Source organism: Marinilactibacillus kalidii (genome assembly GCF_017599325.1).
GTDB lineage: Bacteria > Bacillota > Bacilli > Lactobacillales > Carnobacteriaceae_A > Marinilactibacillus > Marinilactibacillus kalidii.
In genome coordinates this window covers 1-17750 of record NZ_JAGFVM010000003.1, presented here as the reverse complement: position 1 = coordinate 17750, position 17750 = coordinate 1, and the positions used below count along the sequence as shown (strand labels likewise).

Annotated in this window: 14 protein-coding genes and 1 other RNA gene; 4 read left to right on the top strand and 11 right to left on the bottom strand. The window is 37.7% G+C overall.

What is annotated here, in order from left to right; all coding sequences use genetic code 11:
* Positions 1-50: 50 nt before the first annotated feature.
* The 6 genes from mltG to J5J05_RS00310 form a co-directional block, all read right to left on the bottom strand.
* Positions 51-1133 carry an endolytic transglycosylase MltG gene (gene mltG / locus J5J05_RS00335; RefSeq protein ID WP_208558669.1) on the bottom strand — a complete coding sequence of 361 codons (1083 nt, stop codon included), beginning with the start codon at positions 1131-1133 and terminating at the stop codon, positions 51-53.
* Between the two features lie 194 nt (positions 1134-1327).
* On the bottom strand, positions 1328-1672 hold the full coding sequence (locus J5J05_RS00330) for a DUF1292 domain-containing protein (RefSeq protein ID WP_208558668.1): 345 nt from the start codon (positions 1670-1672) through the stop codon (positions 1328-1330).
* Between the two features lie 20 nt (positions 1673-1692).
* Positions 1693-2118, bottom strand: coding sequence for a Holliday junction resolvase RuvX (gene ruvX / locus J5J05_RS00325; protein ID WP_208558667.1), 426 nt, complete (start codon positions 2116-2118; stop codon positions 1693-1695).
* 2 nt (positions 2119-2120) lie between these two features.
* Positions 2121-2378, bottom strand: a complete 258-nt coding sequence (locus J5J05_RS00320) for an IreB family regulatory phosphoprotein (RefSeq protein ID WP_208558666.1) — start codon at positions 2376-2378, stop codon at positions 2121-2123.
* 202 nt (positions 2379-2580) lie between these two features.
* On the bottom strand, positions 2581-5226 hold the full coding sequence (gene alaS, locus J5J05_RS00315; protein ID WP_208558665.1) for an alanine--tRNA ligase: 2646 nt from the start codon (positions 5224-5226) through the stop codon (positions 2581-2583).
* 337 nt (positions 5227-5563) lie between these two features.
* Complete coding sequence (locus J5J05_RS00310) at positions 5564-6445, bottom strand: YitT family protein (RefSeq protein WP_208558664.1); 882 nt, start codon at positions 6443-6445, stop codon at positions 5564-5566.
* A 157-nt stretch (positions 6446-6602) separates the two neighbouring features.
* Between J5J05_RS00310 and J5J05_RS00305 the strand changes: the two genes are divergently transcribed.
* Entirely contained in the window at positions 6603-7514 is a 912-nt protein-coding gene (locus tag J5J05_RS00305) for a diacylglycerol/lipid kinase family protein (RefSeq protein WP_208558663.1), read from the top strand.
* A gap of 56 nt (positions 7515-7570) precedes the next feature.
* Here J5J05_RS00305 and recD2 read toward each other — a convergent pair whose 3' ends face one another.
* The 5 genes from recD2 to gshAB all read right to left on the bottom strand — a co-directional run bounded on the left by recD2 (position 7571) and on the right by gshAB (position 15295).
* The gene (gene recD2, locus J5J05_RS00300) at positions 7571-10060 is read right to left on the bottom strand and encodes an SF1B family DNA helicase RecD2 (protein WP_208558662.1); all 2490 of its coding nucleotides are present in this window, start codon (positions 10058-10060) and stop codon (positions 7571-7573) included.
* 126 nt (positions 10061-10186) lie between these two features.
* On the bottom strand, positions 10187-11311 hold the full coding sequence (mnmA, locus tag J5J05_RS00295; protein WP_208558661.1) for a tRNA 2-thiouridine(34) synthase MnmA: 1125 nt from the start codon (positions 11309-11311) through the stop codon (positions 10187-10189).
* Between the two features lie 146 nt (positions 11312-11457).
* Positions 11458-11799, bottom strand: a complete 342-nt coding sequence (locus J5J05_RS00290) for a hypothetical protein (protein WP_208558660.1) — start codon at positions 11797-11799, stop codon at positions 11458-11460.
* 33 nt (positions 11800-11832) lie between these two features.
* Positions 11833-12972 carry a cysteine desulfurase family protein gene (locus J5J05_RS00285; protein WP_208558659.1) on the bottom strand — a complete coding sequence of 380 codons (1140 nt, stop codon included), beginning with the start codon at positions 12970-12972 and terminating at the stop codon, positions 11833-11835.
* 40 nt (positions 12973-13012) lie between these two features.
* Positions 13013-15295: a bifunctional glutamate--cysteine ligase GshA/glutathione synthetase GshB gene (gene gshAB, locus J5J05_RS00280; RefSeq protein ID WP_208558658.1), complete on the bottom strand. Its 2283-nt coding sequence runs from the start codon at positions 15293-15295 to the stop codon at positions 13013-13015.
* A gap of 185 nt (positions 15296-15480) precedes the next feature.
* On the opposite strand from gshAB, the gene J5J05_RS00275 reads away from it, so the two are divergent.
* From J5J05_RS00275 to J5J05_RS00265, 3 genes are all read left to right on the top strand, one after another.
* The gene (locus J5J05_RS00275) at positions 15481-16740 is read left to right on the top strand and encodes a replication-associated recombination protein A (protein ID WP_208558657.1); all 1260 of its coding nucleotides are present in this window, start codon (positions 15481-15483) and stop codon (positions 16738-16740) included.
* A 106-nt stretch (positions 16741-16846) separates the two neighbouring features.
* Positions 16847-17036, top strand: a non-coding RNA gene (gene ssrS / locus J5J05_RS00270) — 6S RNA.
* A gap of 145 nt (positions 17037-17181) precedes the next feature.
* Positions 17182-17655, top strand: coding sequence for a universal stress protein (locus J5J05_RS00265; RefSeq protein ID WP_208558656.1), 474 nt, complete (start codon positions 17182-17184; stop codon positions 17653-17655).
* The last annotated feature ends 95 nt before the right edge of the window (positions 17656-17750 follow it).

The following is a 17750-nucleotide window of genomic DNA, read 5'->3' as shown; positions in this document are numbered from 1 at the left end:
GTTGATTCGATTTTCTCAATAAAAGCACTGAGCCATTAAGGCTCAATGCTTTAATTTAATTCATTTTGTAATTCTAAATGTTGCTGGTACGTTTCAGAAAAGTATACTTCTTTTGTAGATAGATCAGCAATAAAGTAATAATAGTCTGTCTCAGCTGGATTGACACTCGCTTTAATAGAATCTTCTGCTGGACTATTTACCGGTCCCGGCCCTAAGCCTCTATGCTGATAAAGATTGTATGGAGAATCCGTTTCAAGATCATCATAAGTAATCCTCTCTTGATGTTCACCAAGCGCATATGTCACACTGACATCCGTTTGCAAAGGCATATCAATCGCTAATCGATTATAAAATACACCAGAGATAATCTCTCGGTCTTCAAACGTTATCCCTTCTCTTTCAATGAAAGATGCCATTGTCAAGATAGCGTGAACGGTCGTCTCTTTGTCTTGAATATCTGCATAATAAGGTTCCATAACTTGATCCATTCTGGAGATCATTTGTGTAACAACTTCCTCCAGTGTTGTATCATCGTTAAACTCATAAGTTGCCGGATATAAATATCCTTCTAACGCATAGATCGTTTCTTCCCTAGCCTCATAAGCACTGGTCAATAAATCAGGAAACTCATCTACCTTTTCTTTCAAAAATGATTCACTTTTGATCAGATCGAAAAACTCGTCTTCAGTAAAGTCAGTTTGATCATCCATCACAACAGCAATTTGTTCAACCGTATACCCTTCAGGTATCGTTAGTCTACCCGCTGATTCTTCAGTTATTGGAGATCCGCCTTCTTTTAAACTCTGAACGATTTCGTCAGAAGACAGCGCTGGAGAAAACAGGTAATATCCTGCCTGAAATCCTTGCTCACCATTAAATCTAAGATGATAATTAAACACAAAGGCACTATTTATGATACCTTTTTCTTCCAATATTCTGGCAATATCTGTTCGGGACGAACCAATAGGAATTTCAACAGGTATCTCTTCATTACTATCTGGATCTAAAGGTTCTAGAGAAGAAGTATAGTAGTGATAACTCGAAAAGCCCAATACGATAAGTAACACGATCAGAATTGCTACAATACTCAGTACGATTTTACGTACAGTATGTGTTGACTCCTGGTCTGGCATATTTGACCCATTCCTTTTCAAAATGTTTATATCTGTTTTATTATACACAATACACACTTTAGATTAAAGGTTATTTTCTAATCGTTCCGTTTTACTGGAAATCTTTAATGAGATTTTCAGTAACTACATATGTATATAGTAAAATAGCCATGTGAAATCATACTAATCATTTCTCATGGCTATTTTCTTATTTATTATGCTTCTTCGTCTTCTTCTTCGATGAAAGTATTTAGGACTTCTTCAATCATTTCCCATTCTTCATCAGAATCGATAGAACTCAATGTTCCTTCAAGTCCACCGTCAGCTTCTGTATAGGAGAAAGCAGATAATTCTACTTCTTCCCCTTCGTTTGTGCCTGCTGGGTATACAAGTACATATGATTTTTCAAAATCATCCGAATCAAACGTAAATAAAATTTCGAATAATTCTTCATTACCCTCTTCATCAATCAGTGTAATATGTTCGTGACCGTGTTCATGTTCGTGTTCGTGGTCATGTTCGTGTTCGTGGTCATGGTCGTGGTTATGGTCGTGTGCCATTTTTTAACATCTCCTTAGTATTAGTTGTTTGCTAGTCGATCTAGATAGCCTTGCAGAATCATCACTGCTGCTAGCTTATCGATTACTTGCTTTCGTTTTTTTCGAGACGCATTTCCTTCTTCAATCAACATACGATTGGCTTGCATTGTCGTCAGACGCTCGTCTTGATATTCTACTGGAAGTCCAAAGGTCTCTTCAAGTAGTTTACCATATTGAAATGACGCTTCTGCCCTCGGACCTATCGAACTATCCATATTTTTTGGTAAGCCTACAATGAATCGCTCGACTTCATACGTCGTAGCCAGTTCTTTCATGCGTTCAATACCATAATCACCTTTATCTTCATTGATTTTGATGATTTCTATCCCTTGTGCTGTCCAACCCAGTGGATCACTCACAGCAATGCCGATCGTTCTAGAACCGACATCTAATCCCATTATACGCATGCTTATTTATCACTTTCCAGATACTTTGTCATTAACTCTTCTAAAATCTCATCTCTTTCATGTCGCTTGATCAGATTTCTAGCATCGTTGTGTCTTGGTATATAAGCTGGATCTCCAGAAAGTAAATAACCCACGATTTGATTAATTGGATTATACCCTTTCTCTTCAAGTGCCTTATACACCATTTTGAGTGTATCTTCTACATTGTGTTCTTGATTATTATCTACACTAAAGCGTACTGTATGATCGTTTGAAGTCATTGATCTCCCTCCGTACTTCATAAGCAAAGTCTTTAATTTTGTCTTTGGATAAAGCTTATGTGTTATTATTTTACAAGAAATTAGTAGAAAGCACAATGACCTTTCACGCGGTTTATTCTTTTATCTTTTCAAGTATTGTCAGGTCCCTAGAAGAAAACTTTATATAATAAGGGACCTCACTTACTTCTTCTCATTTAGGAAATTATTGTTTTTCAGAAATCCAATCGCTGACAGACGCTAACGCATCTGCTAAACCTTCTGGATTCTTTCCACCAGCTTGCGCCATATCCGGACGACCACCGCCGCCGCCGCCAACTTTCGGTGCAATAGCTTTAATCAAATCTCCAGCTTTCAATCCAGCTTTTATTGCTCGATCGCTCATCGATACAATTAGATTTACTTTATCGTCATTTTTCAATCCTAATACCAGTACATCAGAAAAAGCTTCCTGTTTCCATTTATCTGCTAACTGACGCAATTGGTTCATATCTTTAACTTGAACTTCTTGCGCGATATAGGTTGTGCCTGATACTTCCTCTATTTGTTTGAAAACATCATCCGCTTGCGCGTTTGCTAGTTTAGCATTTAACGATTCGTTTTCTTGATTTACTGATTTTAAATCAGCTAACAATTGTGATACTTTATTAGGCACTTCTTCAATTGTCTGTGCTTTAACAAGCCCGCTTGTATCTTGAAGTAATGCTAATTGATTTTCCATCCATCTATAGTAACCTTCACTCGTTTTTGCGATAATTCTTCTTGTTCCAGCACCAATACCTGATTCAGATATGATTTTAAATAAACCGATGTCTGATGTATTTGAGACATGCGTCCCACCACAAAATTCTTTAGAATATTCTCCAATCATGACAACACGTACTTTATCACCATATTTTTCGCCAAACAACGCCATTGCGCCTAATTTTTTAGCTTCTTCAATAGATGTCACAACTGTTGAAACAGGAATAGATGCAAATATTTTTTGATTCACGATTTCTTCCATATTTTTCAACTCTTCTGGTGTCACTTGTCCAAAGTGAGTAAAGTCGAATCGCAACTGCTCAGGCGTTACAAGTGACCCTGCTTGGTTAGCGTGATCTCCCAGAACATCTTTAAGTGCTTGGTGCAACAAGTGCGTTGCCGTATGATTTCTTTCAATTAAATGGCGACGACTGCGATGCACTTCCAGGCTATAGCTTTGGCCAGTTTTTAGCGTCCCAACAATTTCAGCTTCATGCAATGGTTGTCCAGCAGGAGCGGATTTCACACCCGTAATATTCGCGACGACTTCTCCATTTTCGTCTTTAATAACGCCAGTATCTCCAATTTGTCCACCTTTTTCAGCATAGAAAGGTGTCTCATCAAAAATCAATTTCGCTACTTGACCTTTTTCAATGGACTGTTTAAATGATTCATCTGAAAGAATCGTTTCAAGTGTTCCATCCGCTACAACTTGTCCATACCCAATAAATTCACTCTCTTTGTCTAATGCTGTTAAAAGATCACTTTGGACTGACATTGAACCTTCATCGCTACGAGCAGAGCGCGCACGTTCTCTTTGTTTTTCCATTTCAACTTGGAAACCATCAAGATCAACTGTTAATCCTTTTTCGCTCGCAACCTCTTCTGTTAATTCAATCGGAAAACCAAATGTATCATATAATTGGAAGGCATCTGAACCATTAATCACAGTACCTTTATCACTAACAATTTGCTCAGTTATTTCATTCAATCTACCTAAGCCTTCAGCAAGTGTTTCATGGAATCGTTCTTCTTCATTTAGAATAACTTTAGCTATAAAATCTTCTTTTTCAGTTACTTCAGGGTAATGTGCTTTCATGATGTCTCCAACCACTGGAACCAGTTGCGCTAAGAATGGTTTTTCAATTCCAAGCTTACGTCCATGCATGATTGCACGTCTTAATAATCTTCTTAAGACATAGCCACGGCCTTCATTAGAAGGCAAAGCACCGTCTCCAATAGCGAAAGTAATTGCACGTACATGATCAGCGATCACTTTGAAACTCATACCTTTTTCTGGTGCTTCAAGATAATGTTTTCCAGAGATTTCTTCTACTTGCTCAATGATTGGCATAAACAGGTCTGTTTCAAAATTAGTCGGTACATCTTGAATAACTGACAACATTCTTTCAAGACCCATGCCCGTATCAATGTTTTTATTTGGAAGAGGATCATAGGTATTATCTGGTTTATGGTTGAATTGTGAAAAAACTAAATTCCAGATCTCTAACCATCTTTCATTTTCTCCACCTGGGTAACTCTCAGGATCATCTTCTGTCAAATCATTATATTCAGGGCCTCTGTCATAAAAGATCTCTGAGTTCGGACCACACGGGCCTTCTCCGATGTCCCAGAAGTTTCCCTCTTCTTCAACAATATGATCTTCACTTAGCCCTACTTCGTCTCTCCAGATTTTATGTGCTTCTTTATCTTCCGGATAGACAGTAACGTAAAGTTTCTCTGGATCCATAGCCATCCACTTTTCATCAGTCAAAAATTCCCAAGCCCATTGAATGGCTTCTTTCTTGAAATAATCTCCGATAGAAAAATTCCCAAGCATTTCAAATAATGTATGGTGTCTTGCTGTTCTTCCAACATTCTCAATATCATTCGTACGAATACTTTTTTGAGAACTTGCGATTCTAGGGTTACTCGGTTTTACGGTACCATCAAAATATTTTTTCATGGTTGCTACACCTGAGTTCACCCAAAGTAGTGAGGGGTCTTCAATCGGAACAAGTGATGCACTTTTTTCAATTTTATGATTTTTTTCTTCAAAAAAATCAAGATACAGTTGTCTTAATTCGGCACTATTTACTTTTTTCAAAGTGATCAATCCTTTCAATCTCATAAATTTTTCAACAAAAAAACTGAATAGAGTTCATTGCTACAAGGACGTCTACGCGCGGTACCACCTTGTTTGCAATGACTCTATTCAGTCTGTCATTACCTCTTTAGTCTTGTTAACGCCAAGAAACGGCATGATTTCTCATACAATCCATTAGGGAGCAGTTGATGATGTGCTATGATTCTTTTTCACCTTTGCAAGAATCTCTCTTGAATAGCTTGGTTCATGAACTATATCCTAAAGTTTATTCAGACTGAGTATAGCTTAGTTTTTATCATCAGTCAATACCTATCAGCCTTTCAGTTAAACAATCATTTTACCGGATTGTATCGTCCGTGTTAAATTGTTTGTGTAAAGAGAATCCTCTCCCCAGTACCTCACTAGCACTCATCGCTACAACAAAGGCATCTGGATCAACTTCTAAGACCGCTTCTTTCAATAATGTAAATTCTCTTTCTTGAATAACAACCATTAACATGTCTTTTTCTGTATTTCCATATCCTCCACGTACACCAAGATTGGTAACGCCTCTTTGAAGGGTATGCAACACTTCTTCTCTGATTTCTTTTGGATTATCTGAAATGATGAAGATATTTTTATTTCGATTAAAGCCAAGTTGAACCAAGTCGATCGTTCTAGAAATAATAAATAGAGAAATCAATGAATACATGACTGTCTCTGGATCAAATACAATCAAGGCTAGAAAAATAACCGTGCCATCAACTAGTACCGTGCTGAGTCCAAATTGAAGGCGTGCGTACTGATAAAGAATCTGAACGATAATACTTGTTCCACCAGTAGTTGCCTTCGCACGAAAAACAATCCCTAGACCTAATCCAGTAAATATCCCTCCAAATAAAGCCGCTAATAACGGATCAGTCGTTAAAGGGGTTAGGTCTCCTAGGAAAAACAGATAAAATGGCAGTAACATACTTCCAAGTATTGTTTTATAACCAGCTGCTTTCCCTAGTAATACGAAACATAAAATTAATAACGGAATATTAACAGCATATTGAAAAATCGCAGGTGTCCATCCATATAGATTATTCGCAATGATTGACAGTCCTGTTATTCCTCCAGATACGATATCGTTTGGCAATAAAAACACTTGAAATGCCACTGCTGTAATTAAGCATCCGATTACAATATAAACGTAATCCATTGCACTTAAGGTAAAGCGTCTTGCCATTTTTAACATATAATGCCTCCTCAGTTAATTGTAGCTCGAGTCATTCTATCATTATATAATCCCTTTTCTCAACCCTGTTGGCGGATTCATGAGTAATTTATCATTGTCTATTTACTTCCAAAAGATATAACGTATACTGATTTTACTAACTGAATGGAGCTAAGATATGAATCCAGTAAATAAACTTATCTTTATCTTAAATGAGCATTCTCGAAATGGACGAACAGCTTTAAACGACATTAAACGCTATTGTTTAAAAAATACAGTTGATTATCATATACATCTCACAGAATATTCGGAGCATGCTACGGCATTAGCTAAGCTAGCTGGCGATGCTTTATTAGAAAACGAACGACTGGTGGTTGTTGGCGGAGATGGGACACTTAATGAAGTAGTCAATGCTTTAGAAAAGCATCATATACGTGTACCCATTGGCTATATCCCTACCGGATCAGGTAACGATTTTGCACGTTCTCACAAGTGGATGATAGGAATCGAAGCCATTCTTGATGAGATCTTATCACTTGGTGCTTCTAAGCAATTAGACATCATAAAGGTCAAACACGAAGACGGTTATTTCTATGCAGTGAATAGTTTTGGTGCCGGAATAGATGGAATGGTTAATTACCAACTATCCAAATCTAAATTAAAAAGGCTAACGGGTCATGCTGCTTATTTCATTTCAATCATCGCTGCCTATTTCAAACAACGAACATTTTCTTTGAACATCGAGTCTGCCGAAACCGATAAAAGCTATTCTAACTTATTACTAGTCGCATGTGTGAATCATAAATTTTTTGGTGGCGGTATTCCAATACATCCTACTGCTGACCCAACAGATAGCTTGCTAGAAATTGTACTAGCTGAAAAAGTAACTTTTTTAGAATTACTCACTTTATTGTTTAAGGTACTCACTAAACAGAATCACTTATCTCATAAAAAAATGCATGCCTTTCGCTTGCCAAATGCTCAACTAACATTCTATTCAACTCAACACGGTCAGAAAGATGGCGAATTGTTAGACATTCATGGTGATTATGCGATCAGCACAATAAAAAGAAATTTCTGGATGCCATAATTATACGCGTGCAAACTAAAGCACACAGTAATCGAAAACCGATACTGTGTGCTTTTTCACTGACTATAAGGTGTAACATCAACCATTCCGATAAGCGGGTCCACTTGATCCTTTTCCACCATTAATGGTGTAAGATACTTGGGCTGACTGTGATCGATCAATTTTTCTTCCGCTATCGTTTCTTTTTCCTGTTTGACCGGTTTCACTATCGGTGTTTTAGTTACGATTTCTTCTGTTTCCTTTTTATTTTCTACGACTTCTTCGACATCGAAATCAGTATCCGCCAATAGACGTTCTTTCAGTGTCGTTTTTCGCAACATACTAGTTGAATGGAGACTATTTCTATAAGCTTCTTCTTCCCCGCATAAAATCAAAAACTGGCTTGCTCGCGTGATTGCGGTATATAGCAAATCTTTCTTGAGCATTCTTCGGTATCCATTGACCATCGGCAAGATAACCATCTTGTATTCACTACCTTGTGCTTTATGGATAGAACAACAATAAGCTAATGTAATTTTGTTCCATTCATTTCTAAGGTATGTTACTTCATTACCTTCGAAGTCGATAACGAGATTGTCAGTTTTAGTTTCAGATTCTTTAGCTGGGATGATGCCTGTAATCATGCCCATATCCCCATTAAAGACATTTCTTTCAGGATCGTTAACGAGTTGAAGCACTTTATCTCCTATGCGATAAACATTGTCTACAAATTTCATTTCTTTTTTTTCACCATGTTCATTGGGATTAAACAAATCTTGTAGATGTTTATTCAAGGTGTTGATTCCGGCAGGTCCTTTGTACATAGGTGCCAAAACTTGTATATCTTGAGCAGTAAAGCCTTTCTCAATCGCACGTGAAACGACCTGGGTAATAATATCCAGTACTTTACCCGTTGAGCACGGAAAGAAACTTCTATCAATTTTCTTTTCTCGAAAATCGCTAGGTAACTGATTTTCTTTAATACTATGTGCTAACGGAATAATTGAAGAATCATTCCCCTGTCTATAGATATCTTTCAATTCCTTTTGCGGAACGACATCACTTTCCAAAAAATCTCTAAGCACTTGGCCTGGTCCTACAGAAGGCAGTTGGTCTTTGTCTCCTACCATAATCACTTGCATATCGCTCGGCACAGCTTTAAACAATTGATAGGCTAACCATGTATCAACCATAGACATTTCATCTATCACTAGCAATTTCCCTTTGAGACTACGATCATGTTCTCCTAGCTCTTCTTCATCATCTGTTGCCGTCAATCCGAGTAATCGGTGAATGGTTGAAGCTGGGAGACCGGTCGTTTCTTTCATTCGTTTAGCTGCCCTTCCCGTCGGAGCAGCTAATAAAATGGGGTAGGCTTCGTCTTTATAATCTGTAGGATCTAATGATAAATCATTTAACTCTGCAAAAAGTGTAACGATACCATTCAACACAGTTGTTTTACCAGTACCTGGTCCACCGGTCAATAAAAAAACTGGGGATTTCAAAGCGTCTTGGATGGCTTCTTTTTGAGATTCACCATACGTAATCCCCGATGTCTTTTCAAGTTTAGCTAATTTCTTACTTATTTTTTTTATAGAGTGTGGGATATCACTCGCATGTTCAATGAGTCGCTCGACTGAATGTGCAATTCCCCACTCCGAAGCGTAAAGAGACGGAATATAAAAACGATCATCATCTTGAATGATTTCTTGTGTTTGTACAAGTTCAATAATATTATCCGCAGCTAATTCTGGATCGATAATAAAGGGTCTGCTTTCTTCTAAGACCTGAATACATCTTTTCAAAAGTGGCTTTCCTAAAGCATAAGTGTCACCATCACTCAGTGTCAATTCTTGGATGGAATATAAAATACTCGCTTGTATTCTTGCGGGAGCATCTGATTGAATCCCTATTTCTTCAGCAATCAAATCCGCTCGATTAAATCCAATCCCTTCTATCTCTTTAATGAGTTGATAGGGATTTTCTTGGATAACTGCTAATGTTTTACCCTCATACTTTTGATAAACTTTGTAAGCTAGTTGATTACCTAAGCCGTATTTGTTTAAAGCCAATACGACTCTTTGCATTCCTTGTTCTTTTTCCAAAACGTCCATAATCATTTGTTTTTTTGTGTCATTTAATCCTGGGACTTTGTCCAGTTGATCGGGATCATCTAAAATAAGATCTAATACACCCTCACCCAGTGTCTCTACAACACTCTCTGCTGTTTTCTTTCCTATTCCTTTGAAACGACTACTTGATAAGTATGAAATGACAGCCTGACCACTTGAAGGCTGCTCTTTAGCATATCGGTCTGCTAGGAATTGTAGTCCATATTTTGGATGATCGGTCAATTTTCCGAAAAATTGGTAACTCTCACCTTCATGTACTTGCCCAAAACTACCGGTAACAACAATTTGGGTACTATCATACGTTGTATTTGTTTCTGACACAGACACCAACATCACTTTAAAAAAGTTAGAAGAACTGGAAAAATAGATAGCGACTACCTCTCCGTTCACATATTTTTCTTGTTGTTCTTCTGACTGAAGTATGTTCTCTTCCATATCGACCCTCCTTGTTTTCGCTTTTACCATTCTATCGAATTCAAGTCCACTTTTCTAGTACCTTCATCGAAAGATTCTAACGTCAAAAAAAGGATTGTTGGTTGACCAACAATCCTTTCAATCAATTTACACGTATTGTAATTCTGTTTCTTTACTATATGCAGCATCGATCAGACCGCCACCGATACACTCTTCTCCATCATAAAGAACAATCGCTTGACCAGGTGTAATTGCGCGCGCTGGTTCGTCAAATTCAATTTGAGCTGTCCCGTTTTCTTTATCCAAGTGAACAGTAACGCCTACATCTGTTTGTCTATATCTAAATTTAGCAGTACAGTGGAAAGTTTCCGGTTTTTCGTCTCCATTGGTAAATGAAAAATCACTTGCATCCAAATGTGTTGCATAAAGTGTTGGATGTTCGTAACCTTGACCAACATACAATTCATTTTTCTCAAGGTCTTTTCCAATGACAAACCATGGTTCATTTGACGTACCGTTTCCGCCAATGCCCAAACCTTTTCTTTGACCGATCGTATAGTACATCAACCCATCGTGTTGTTTTACAACTTCACCATCGAGCGTCACTATATTACCAGGTTGCGCAGGCAGATAGTTCATCAAAAATTGTTTGAAGTCTTTTTCACCGATAAAGCAGATACCTGTTGAATCTTTCTTTTTAGCCGTTGCAAGATCTGCTTCTTCTGCAATTCTACGGACTTCTTTTTTATCCATTCCCCCAAGTGGGAACATCACTTTAGCTAATTGTTCTTGCGAAAGTTGATTCAAAAAGTACGTTTGATCTTTATTATTATCTAGCCCTCTGAGTAGGTGCGTCACGTTATTTTCATCGCGTCTTACGCGTGCGTAGTGTCCTGTCGCAACATAATCCGCACCTAGTTCCATCGCATAATCAAGAAAGGCTTTGAATTTGATTTCTTTATTACACATTACATCGGGATTTGGTGTTCTACCTTTTTTATACTCATTTAAAAAGTACGTAAACACTTTATCCCAGTATTCTTTCTCGAAATTAATTGAATAATAAGGGATTCCGATTTTGTTCGCAACTAAAGCAACGTCTTTATAATCTTCCGTTGCCGTACATACGCCAAATTCATCTGTATCATCCCAATTTTTCATGAATACTCCTATAACTTCATACCCTTGCTCTTTAAGTAGCAAGGCTGTTACAGAAGAATCCACTCCTCCGCTCATTCCGACGACGACTCTTGTTTTAGAGTTGTCAGTCATAAAATCACCATCATTTCAGTTTAGATTCTGAACTATACACGAATTGAAGGTTCGTCAGTTTCAGTCTTTATCATTATACTTACTTAAAGAAAGAAATCAAGATATCTAAAAGTATTTTAATTGGCTATTGAAAGTTATGTGTCTATTTAGACTTTTTCTAGCACTGATTCTTCAACAAATGTTGCAAGGATATTCTCAACCATAGCTTGAGCTTTTGACATTTCTGAATCTTTATAGATATCAACCTTCTTTAAGCCATTAGCTGTAACGGTTACTAACTTTAGTTCTTTAAGGTCTTTTGATATCGTGAGTTTCAACTTGGGAGCAGTAGTATCAGATACAGTACTACTGAGGGTTCTTTCATATTGGAAAGAACCCTTCTTATTTTCGATAAAGCCATGATCTTTAAGGGTATATCTTTTTGCTTCAGAATTAACCTTGTATTGGTCTTTACTGCCTAATAGTTGGTCTGTCGATTTTGTCGCCATCATTTTCTTCCTTTCTACATTGACTAGATTTTTTTATTTAGTTTGTAGCTTTAACAGGTTTACTAAGGCTAAAATATCTTGCTCCGTTGTTTCATGTCCCATACTGACTCTAATCGTCTCGCTGATTGCTGGATGATCTTTTTGATACATAGCAGTCAATACATGACTAGGATCGATCGTGCCAGCTGTACAGGCTGATCCAGCAGAGACTGCGATGCCTGCGATGTCCAGTTTAACTAACAGCCTCTCTGCACTCAACCCTTCCAAATGTAAACTAACAATTTGAGGTAATGACTGCTGCAATGATCCATTAACTTGATAATCAATACGTTCTGATGTCAGTTGATCAATTAAAGTGGTTTTCAACTGCTGATAGTTACGCACACGCTCTTCTAGGTTATCCATCATCATTTCAACTGCTTTTTTAAAGCCTACGATAGCAGGAATATTTTCTGTTCCAGCTCTTTTCTTTGTTTCTTGTTCGCCGCCCATCAACAGACTGGGTAGCCCCGTACCTGCTTTAGAATATAGAAATCCAATACCTTTAGGGCCACCAATCTTATGAGCAGACACTGAAAGCAAATCAACATTTAAGTCTTCAACATCCAGCTTGACCGTGCCATACGCTTGAACAGCATCTGTATGAAAAAGAATTTTCGGATCTCGTTCTTTTAATAATTTGCCGATTTCTGCTATCGGCATGATTGATCCTACTTCATTATTTCCATACATAATCGAGACTAAAATGGTGTCTTCTCTGATGGCTTCTTGGACTTGATTTGGACTAACAATACCCTTTTGATCTACGGGTAGATAGGTGACCTCGTACCCATGCTCTTCCAAATACTTCATGGGTTGTAAAACTGCTTGATGTTCAATATTTGTTGTGATGATGTGCTTTCCAATATCTTTCATTTTCTCAGCACTTTTCAGTATGGCCGTATTATCGCTTTCTGTTCCACCACTTGTTATGATGATTTCATTTGGTTTAGCTTGAATACTTTTTGCGAGAATCATTCTAGCTTCATCCAACAATCCCCTACTTCTTCTACCAAAGCGGTGCGTACTAGAAGCATTGCCATAATCATGACGCAAAGCATCTATCATTACGTCAATTACTTCAGGATACATTGGGCTAGTCGCTGCATTATCTAAATAAATTCCTTCAGTCATTTTTTCACGTTCTTTCTTTTTTCCTTCAGTTTACGGTCGTCTATTTGTATAACTCTGGAAAGAGCATCTTGAGAATTTCTACAGTCAGTCTTCTTCCTTTGCCTTCAGATACAAACGCGTGCATATGCATTGCCGGATTAAAGTTCGCTTCTATCACAGTATAACCCGGTTCATTTTCAGTACTTGGTTTGGTGTAATCCGGTATGATCAAATCCACACCCGTAACTTTCACCTCTAACGGTACCGCCATTTCCTCTGCCAATTTCTTGTAGCTCTCGTCCATCTCATCTGTGAAATCAATTGAATCTCCACCCGTTGAAATATTCGAATTTACTCTAAGATAGACGATTTCACCTTTTTCTGGCACACTTTCTAAGTCATATCCTTGCTCTTTAAGCGTAAGTTTTTCGATATTACCCATTTGTATTTTTTCAAGTGGTGCTCTGTGTTTTCTTCCTCTGAGCGGATCTTGATTCTTTCGCTCGATCAATACGCGAATAGAATGTTCCCCATCTCCAGTGACATTTGCAGGCACTCTCAGCAATACAGCTTTTACTTTTCCGTTGAGAACAAAGAAGCGATACTCTGTTCCTTCAGCAAACTCTTCCACAAGAACTGAAGTATCTTCGCTGAATGCAATATCTAGGGCTTCTTCAAAATCATCTAAACTTGGCGCTTGTTTGAATACCGTAATGCCTAAACCGTAATTGGTAGACTTTGGTTTAACCACGATGGAACGATTATCATATTTGTAAAATGCTTCTACTGCTTCTTTTTTTGTCTGGTATTCTTCTCCTCCTGGAACATTAAAACCTTTACTAGCAAGTATTTTTTTCGTAACGGTTTTATTCTCCATGATCCAGTGTGAGATATAGGAATCTTTCGCTGTCATATTCCCATTTTTTACGTATTCCTCATGTCCTTTATGCGTGAGTTTCAAGAACTGGTCTACTTCATCCAACACTTCTAATTTGATTCCTTTTTGTAGCGTATCGAAAATCAGTAATTGAGAAGACATTTCCATCGTCTCGAATCCTCGCAACAAGTAGGGCTTATCATTTGCCTCTTTTTTATATGATTGTCCCAGTTTTCTACCCACTTCAAGATACTGATCAGCAGACGCCATTTCCTTTGTTAACCTAGCTGACAATGTTTGTTCAGGATTTTCTAGTTGATTCAAGGCATCATTGACTACAGTCATGTACTCCACATCTACATCAAGCACCTTAGCCATCGCTAACATGTTAGTGAGTAACGCAAGACCTTCTTCATGGTACTGCGTTTTATTGAATGGATGTTCAGCAGCAACTGTTTCATTCTTCAAGTTACCTTCTTCAATAAACGAACTTTCTTTCGAATCTTCAATCCATATCATCAAGATGAAAAATAAATGAATGAATTTCGCTTGTGACATCGTTATTCCCTGACTACTATAGGGATTCAGATCAAAAGGTCTGAATTCGACATATTCTATTCCAGATGTTTTCATCTGATTGATTTTTTTTGTTTTACCTCTTAAACGTGCGGCTCCGTAAAACTCTCTTTCTTCACTGAGGATTCCTTTGCCGACCATTGCCTCAATATCATCGACGTAATGATCGATTTCATCATAACGAACAACAATATCATTTGTATTATGATAACCAAATCGACTATTTCGCACACTACGAATCGGATCTTTTAGAATGACTTCTCCCTTTTCTTCTTCAAAGAAAGAATCATGCGCAAAAGGCGCTGCACCAAATAGATAAGTTAATAGCCATTGATACCTCAAAAAATTTCTCGCTAATTTCAAGTGCAATTCGTCTTTAACAGCTTGTTTAGAAGCATATTCATTTTGTTGTTCATACAATTTAGAAATAAAGTCTTCTGAAAAAGCAAAATTGTAGTGAACACCACTAATCAGTTGCTTTTTCTTTCCATATTTGACCGCAAGTTTTTCTCTATAAGCTATTTCATTTTGATCTTTCACTCTAATAATTGGAATCTGTTCAGTGTCCGGTAAAACAGCCGGCATACTAAAAGGCCAGATATATTCTTCGTCTTTAATCGTACGTTGAGTCACATCATTTAATGCGCTCATCCATTTGAAAGCCTCCGTTAGAGATGTCATTGGTGGCGTTACAATCTCAAGTTGTGCTTCACTGAAGTCCGTTTGTATATAAGGATGATACGATCGATCTCCGAAACTAGCTGGATGATCTGTCAACGATAAATGCTCATGCTCATCTACTCGTATTCCTTCTTTTTCAATACCAAAAGAACCTTGCATAACAATTTTGTTTAGCAGGTTTTCGTTAATTATTTCTTTTACATTCATCATAGTATGCCCTCTTTTATTCCCTTTTTGGAACTAATTCACTATACATAGTATCACAAAGTGTAGCATCGAGACAGTAGAAGATTGCAAGAGTTTTCCGCAAATACAAACGAGCGTTCATTGTAAATAGAGATTCTTGTAGGTGCATGTTATACTAGCCTTATTGAAAACTGGAAGGAGATGCTAGTTTGAGTCAACCGTTAGCTTATAGAATGCGACCCACTTCTATAGAAATGATCGTCGGTCAGGAACATTTGGTAGGTAAAGAAAAAATCATCTGGCGAATGGTCGAAGCAAAACGCCTCTCTTCAATGATTTTATATGGCCCTCCTGGTATAGGTAAAACAAGTATTGCAAGCGCAATTGCTGGTTCTACTAAGTACGCTTTTCGCATGTTGAATGCAGCAACTGATTCAAAAAAAGATCTACAAATCGTTGCTGAAGAAGCCAAAATGAGCGGTACCGTTATTCTTTTGTTAGATGAGGTTCATCGTTTAGATAAACCAAAACAGGATTTTTTGCTACCTCATTTAGAAAATGGGCGTATTATATTGATTGGTGCAACTACCGAGAATCCCTATATATCTATCCATCCTGCTATTAGAAGTCGTTCACAAATTTTTGAACTACAGCCGTTATCAGAAGAGCAAATCAAGTCAGCACTCGAACGGGCTATAAAAGACAAAGAAAAAGGTTTAGGAAATTTAAAATTAACTGTAGAGAATCAAGCCCTTACTCACTTTGCAAGAGCAACGAATGGTGATTTAAGAAGTGCTTTAAATGCATTGGAATTAGCCGCGGAATCTACCACCAAAGACAGCGAAGGTAACACAACGATCACTATGTCTATAGCAGAAGAGTGTTTACAAAGAAAAGTACTCACTCATGACAAAGACGGTGATGCACATTATGATGTTATCTCAGCCTTTCAAAAATCAATCAGAGGTAGTGATGTTCATGCAGCTTTACACTACATGGCTCGATTAGTGGAAGCAGGAGAATTACAAGTTATCTGCAGAAGATTGATGGTTATCGCCTACGAAGATATAGGTTTAGCAAATCCTGCTGGCGCAGCTAGAGCTGTAACATCTGTACAATCTGCAGAAAAATTAGGTTTTCCAGAGGCCAGAATTCCTTTAGCCACTGCTGTGATCGAATTAGCTTTATCTCCAAAATCAAATTCTGCTATATCTGCAATTGATCAAGCACTCAGCGATGTGCGCAATGGAAAAAGCGGCTTCGTTCCTAACCATTTAAAAGATAGTCACTACAAAGGTGCAAAAGAACTAAATCGCGGTGTGACGTACAAGTATCCTCACGCATATCCTGATGGATGGGTCGAGCAACAATATCTGCCAGACAACTTAAAAAATGCGACTTATTACGAACCAAACGCAAGTAGTAAGTTTGAACAAGCTTTAGCTAAACAGTACGAAAAATTTAATTAAAATTTAAATCATACGAACGATTACATGGCACATTCACGCTCAATTTGTTTTAACCAATCGTTTAATGTTATTGACAATTTATCTAATCGGTGCTATTATAAATATAAGATTTCTGAGGTGTACGCGTTGTCGGCTAATGTGTTGACCGAACATATTCTTTAAAAACCGGGATTCTGAAAGAGGAATTTATGACATGCCTTATCACTTGGTAGTCAGACATTTCGCTGGTGAAGCCCACCTGCTTATATTGCGGGTTCAACCAAATACGACAATCTACCGGCACCATCGGATTTCTTATACTTAGCTATTAAACCACCCCATTTTTGAGGGTGGTTTTTATTTTGTCTTTATATCAATTAGATACTTCTAATACTATGGTTATTTTCGATTTTCTTGTATAATAAGGTATAAAATACTTTACCATAAAGGAGAGGATTTTCTATGTTACAAGAATACAGTAAAATACTCGTTGCAGTCGATGGTTCCAAATCCGCCGAAAAGGCCTTCAAAAAGGCAGTTGCGGTCGCGAAGCGGAATAATGCGTCACTCGTTTTAGCACATGTTATTGATACACGTGCGTATCAGTCTTTTTCCACTTTTGATGGGTCAATTGCAGATAATGCCCGAGAAGAAGCAGAAACTACGCTTCAAGATTATAAAAGCGAGGCCGAAAAAGAAGGCGTAAAAGATGTAACTGTCGTGCTTGAATATGGATCTCCAAAAATCATGGTAGCTAAACAAATTCCTGAGTCACATGAAATAGATTTGATTTTACTTGGTGCTACTGGTCTAAACGCTGTCGAAAGAATCTTTGTGGGTTCTGTTTCTGAATATGTCATCAGACATGCAGAATGTGATGTGTTAGTTGTTAGAACAGACTTAAAAAATAAAACCATTCAATCTTTTAATGAATAAAAAATCGAGTAGGAGGTAAATCATTAGTTGATTTACCGTCCTCTCACACCACCGTGCGTACGGTTCCGTACACGGCGGTTCAATACCTTGCGTAA

Excerpts from the sequence above, each read along its gene's own strand:
- J5J05_RS00330 (WP_208558668.1), bottom strand. The coding sequence starts at position 1,672 with ATGGCACACGACCATAACCACGACCATGACCACGAACACGAACATGAC.
- recD2 (WP_208558662.1), bottom strand. The coding sequence starts at position 10,060 with ATGGAAGAGAACATACTTCAGTCAGAAGAACAACAAGAAAAATATGTG.
- J5J05_RS00320 (WP_208558666.1), bottom strand. The coding sequence starts at position 2,378 with ATGACTTCAAACGATCATACAGTACGCTTTAGTGTAGATAATAATCAA.
- J5J05_RS00290 (WP_208558660.1), bottom strand. The coding sequence starts at position 11,799 with ATGGCGACAAAATCGACAGACCAACTATTAGGCAGTAAAGACCAATAC.
- gshAB (WP_208558658.1), bottom strand. The coding sequence starts at position 15,295 with ATGATGAATGTAAAAGAAATAATTAACGAAAACCTGCTAAACAAAATT.
- J5J05_RS00285 (WP_208558659.1), bottom strand. The coding sequence starts at position 12,972 with ATGACTGAAGGAATTTATTTAGATAATGCAGCGACTAGCCCAATGTAT.
- mltG (WP_208558669.1), bottom strand. The coding sequence starts at position 1,133 with ATGCCAGACCAGGAGTCAACACATACTGTACGTAAAATCGTACTGAGT.
- J5J05_RS00310 (WP_208558664.1), bottom strand. The coding sequence starts at position 6,445 with ATGTTAAAAATGGCAAGACGCTTTACCTTAAGTGCAATGGATTACGTT.
- ruvX (WP_208558667.1), bottom strand. The coding sequence starts at position 2,118 with ATGCGTATAATGGGATTAGATGTCGGTTCTAGAACGATCGGCATTGCT.
- J5J05_RS00265 (WP_208558656.1), top strand. The coding sequence starts at position 17,182 with ATGTTACAAGAATACAGTAAAATACTCGTTGCAGTCGATGGTTCCAAA.
- mnmA (WP_208558661.1), bottom strand. The coding sequence starts at position 11,311 with ATGACTGACAACTCTAAAACAAGAGTCGTCGTCGGAATGAGCGGAGGA.
- J5J05_RS00305 (WP_208558663.1), top strand. The coding sequence starts at position 6,603 with ATGAATCCAGTAAATAAACTTATCTTTATCTTAAATGAGCATTCTCGA.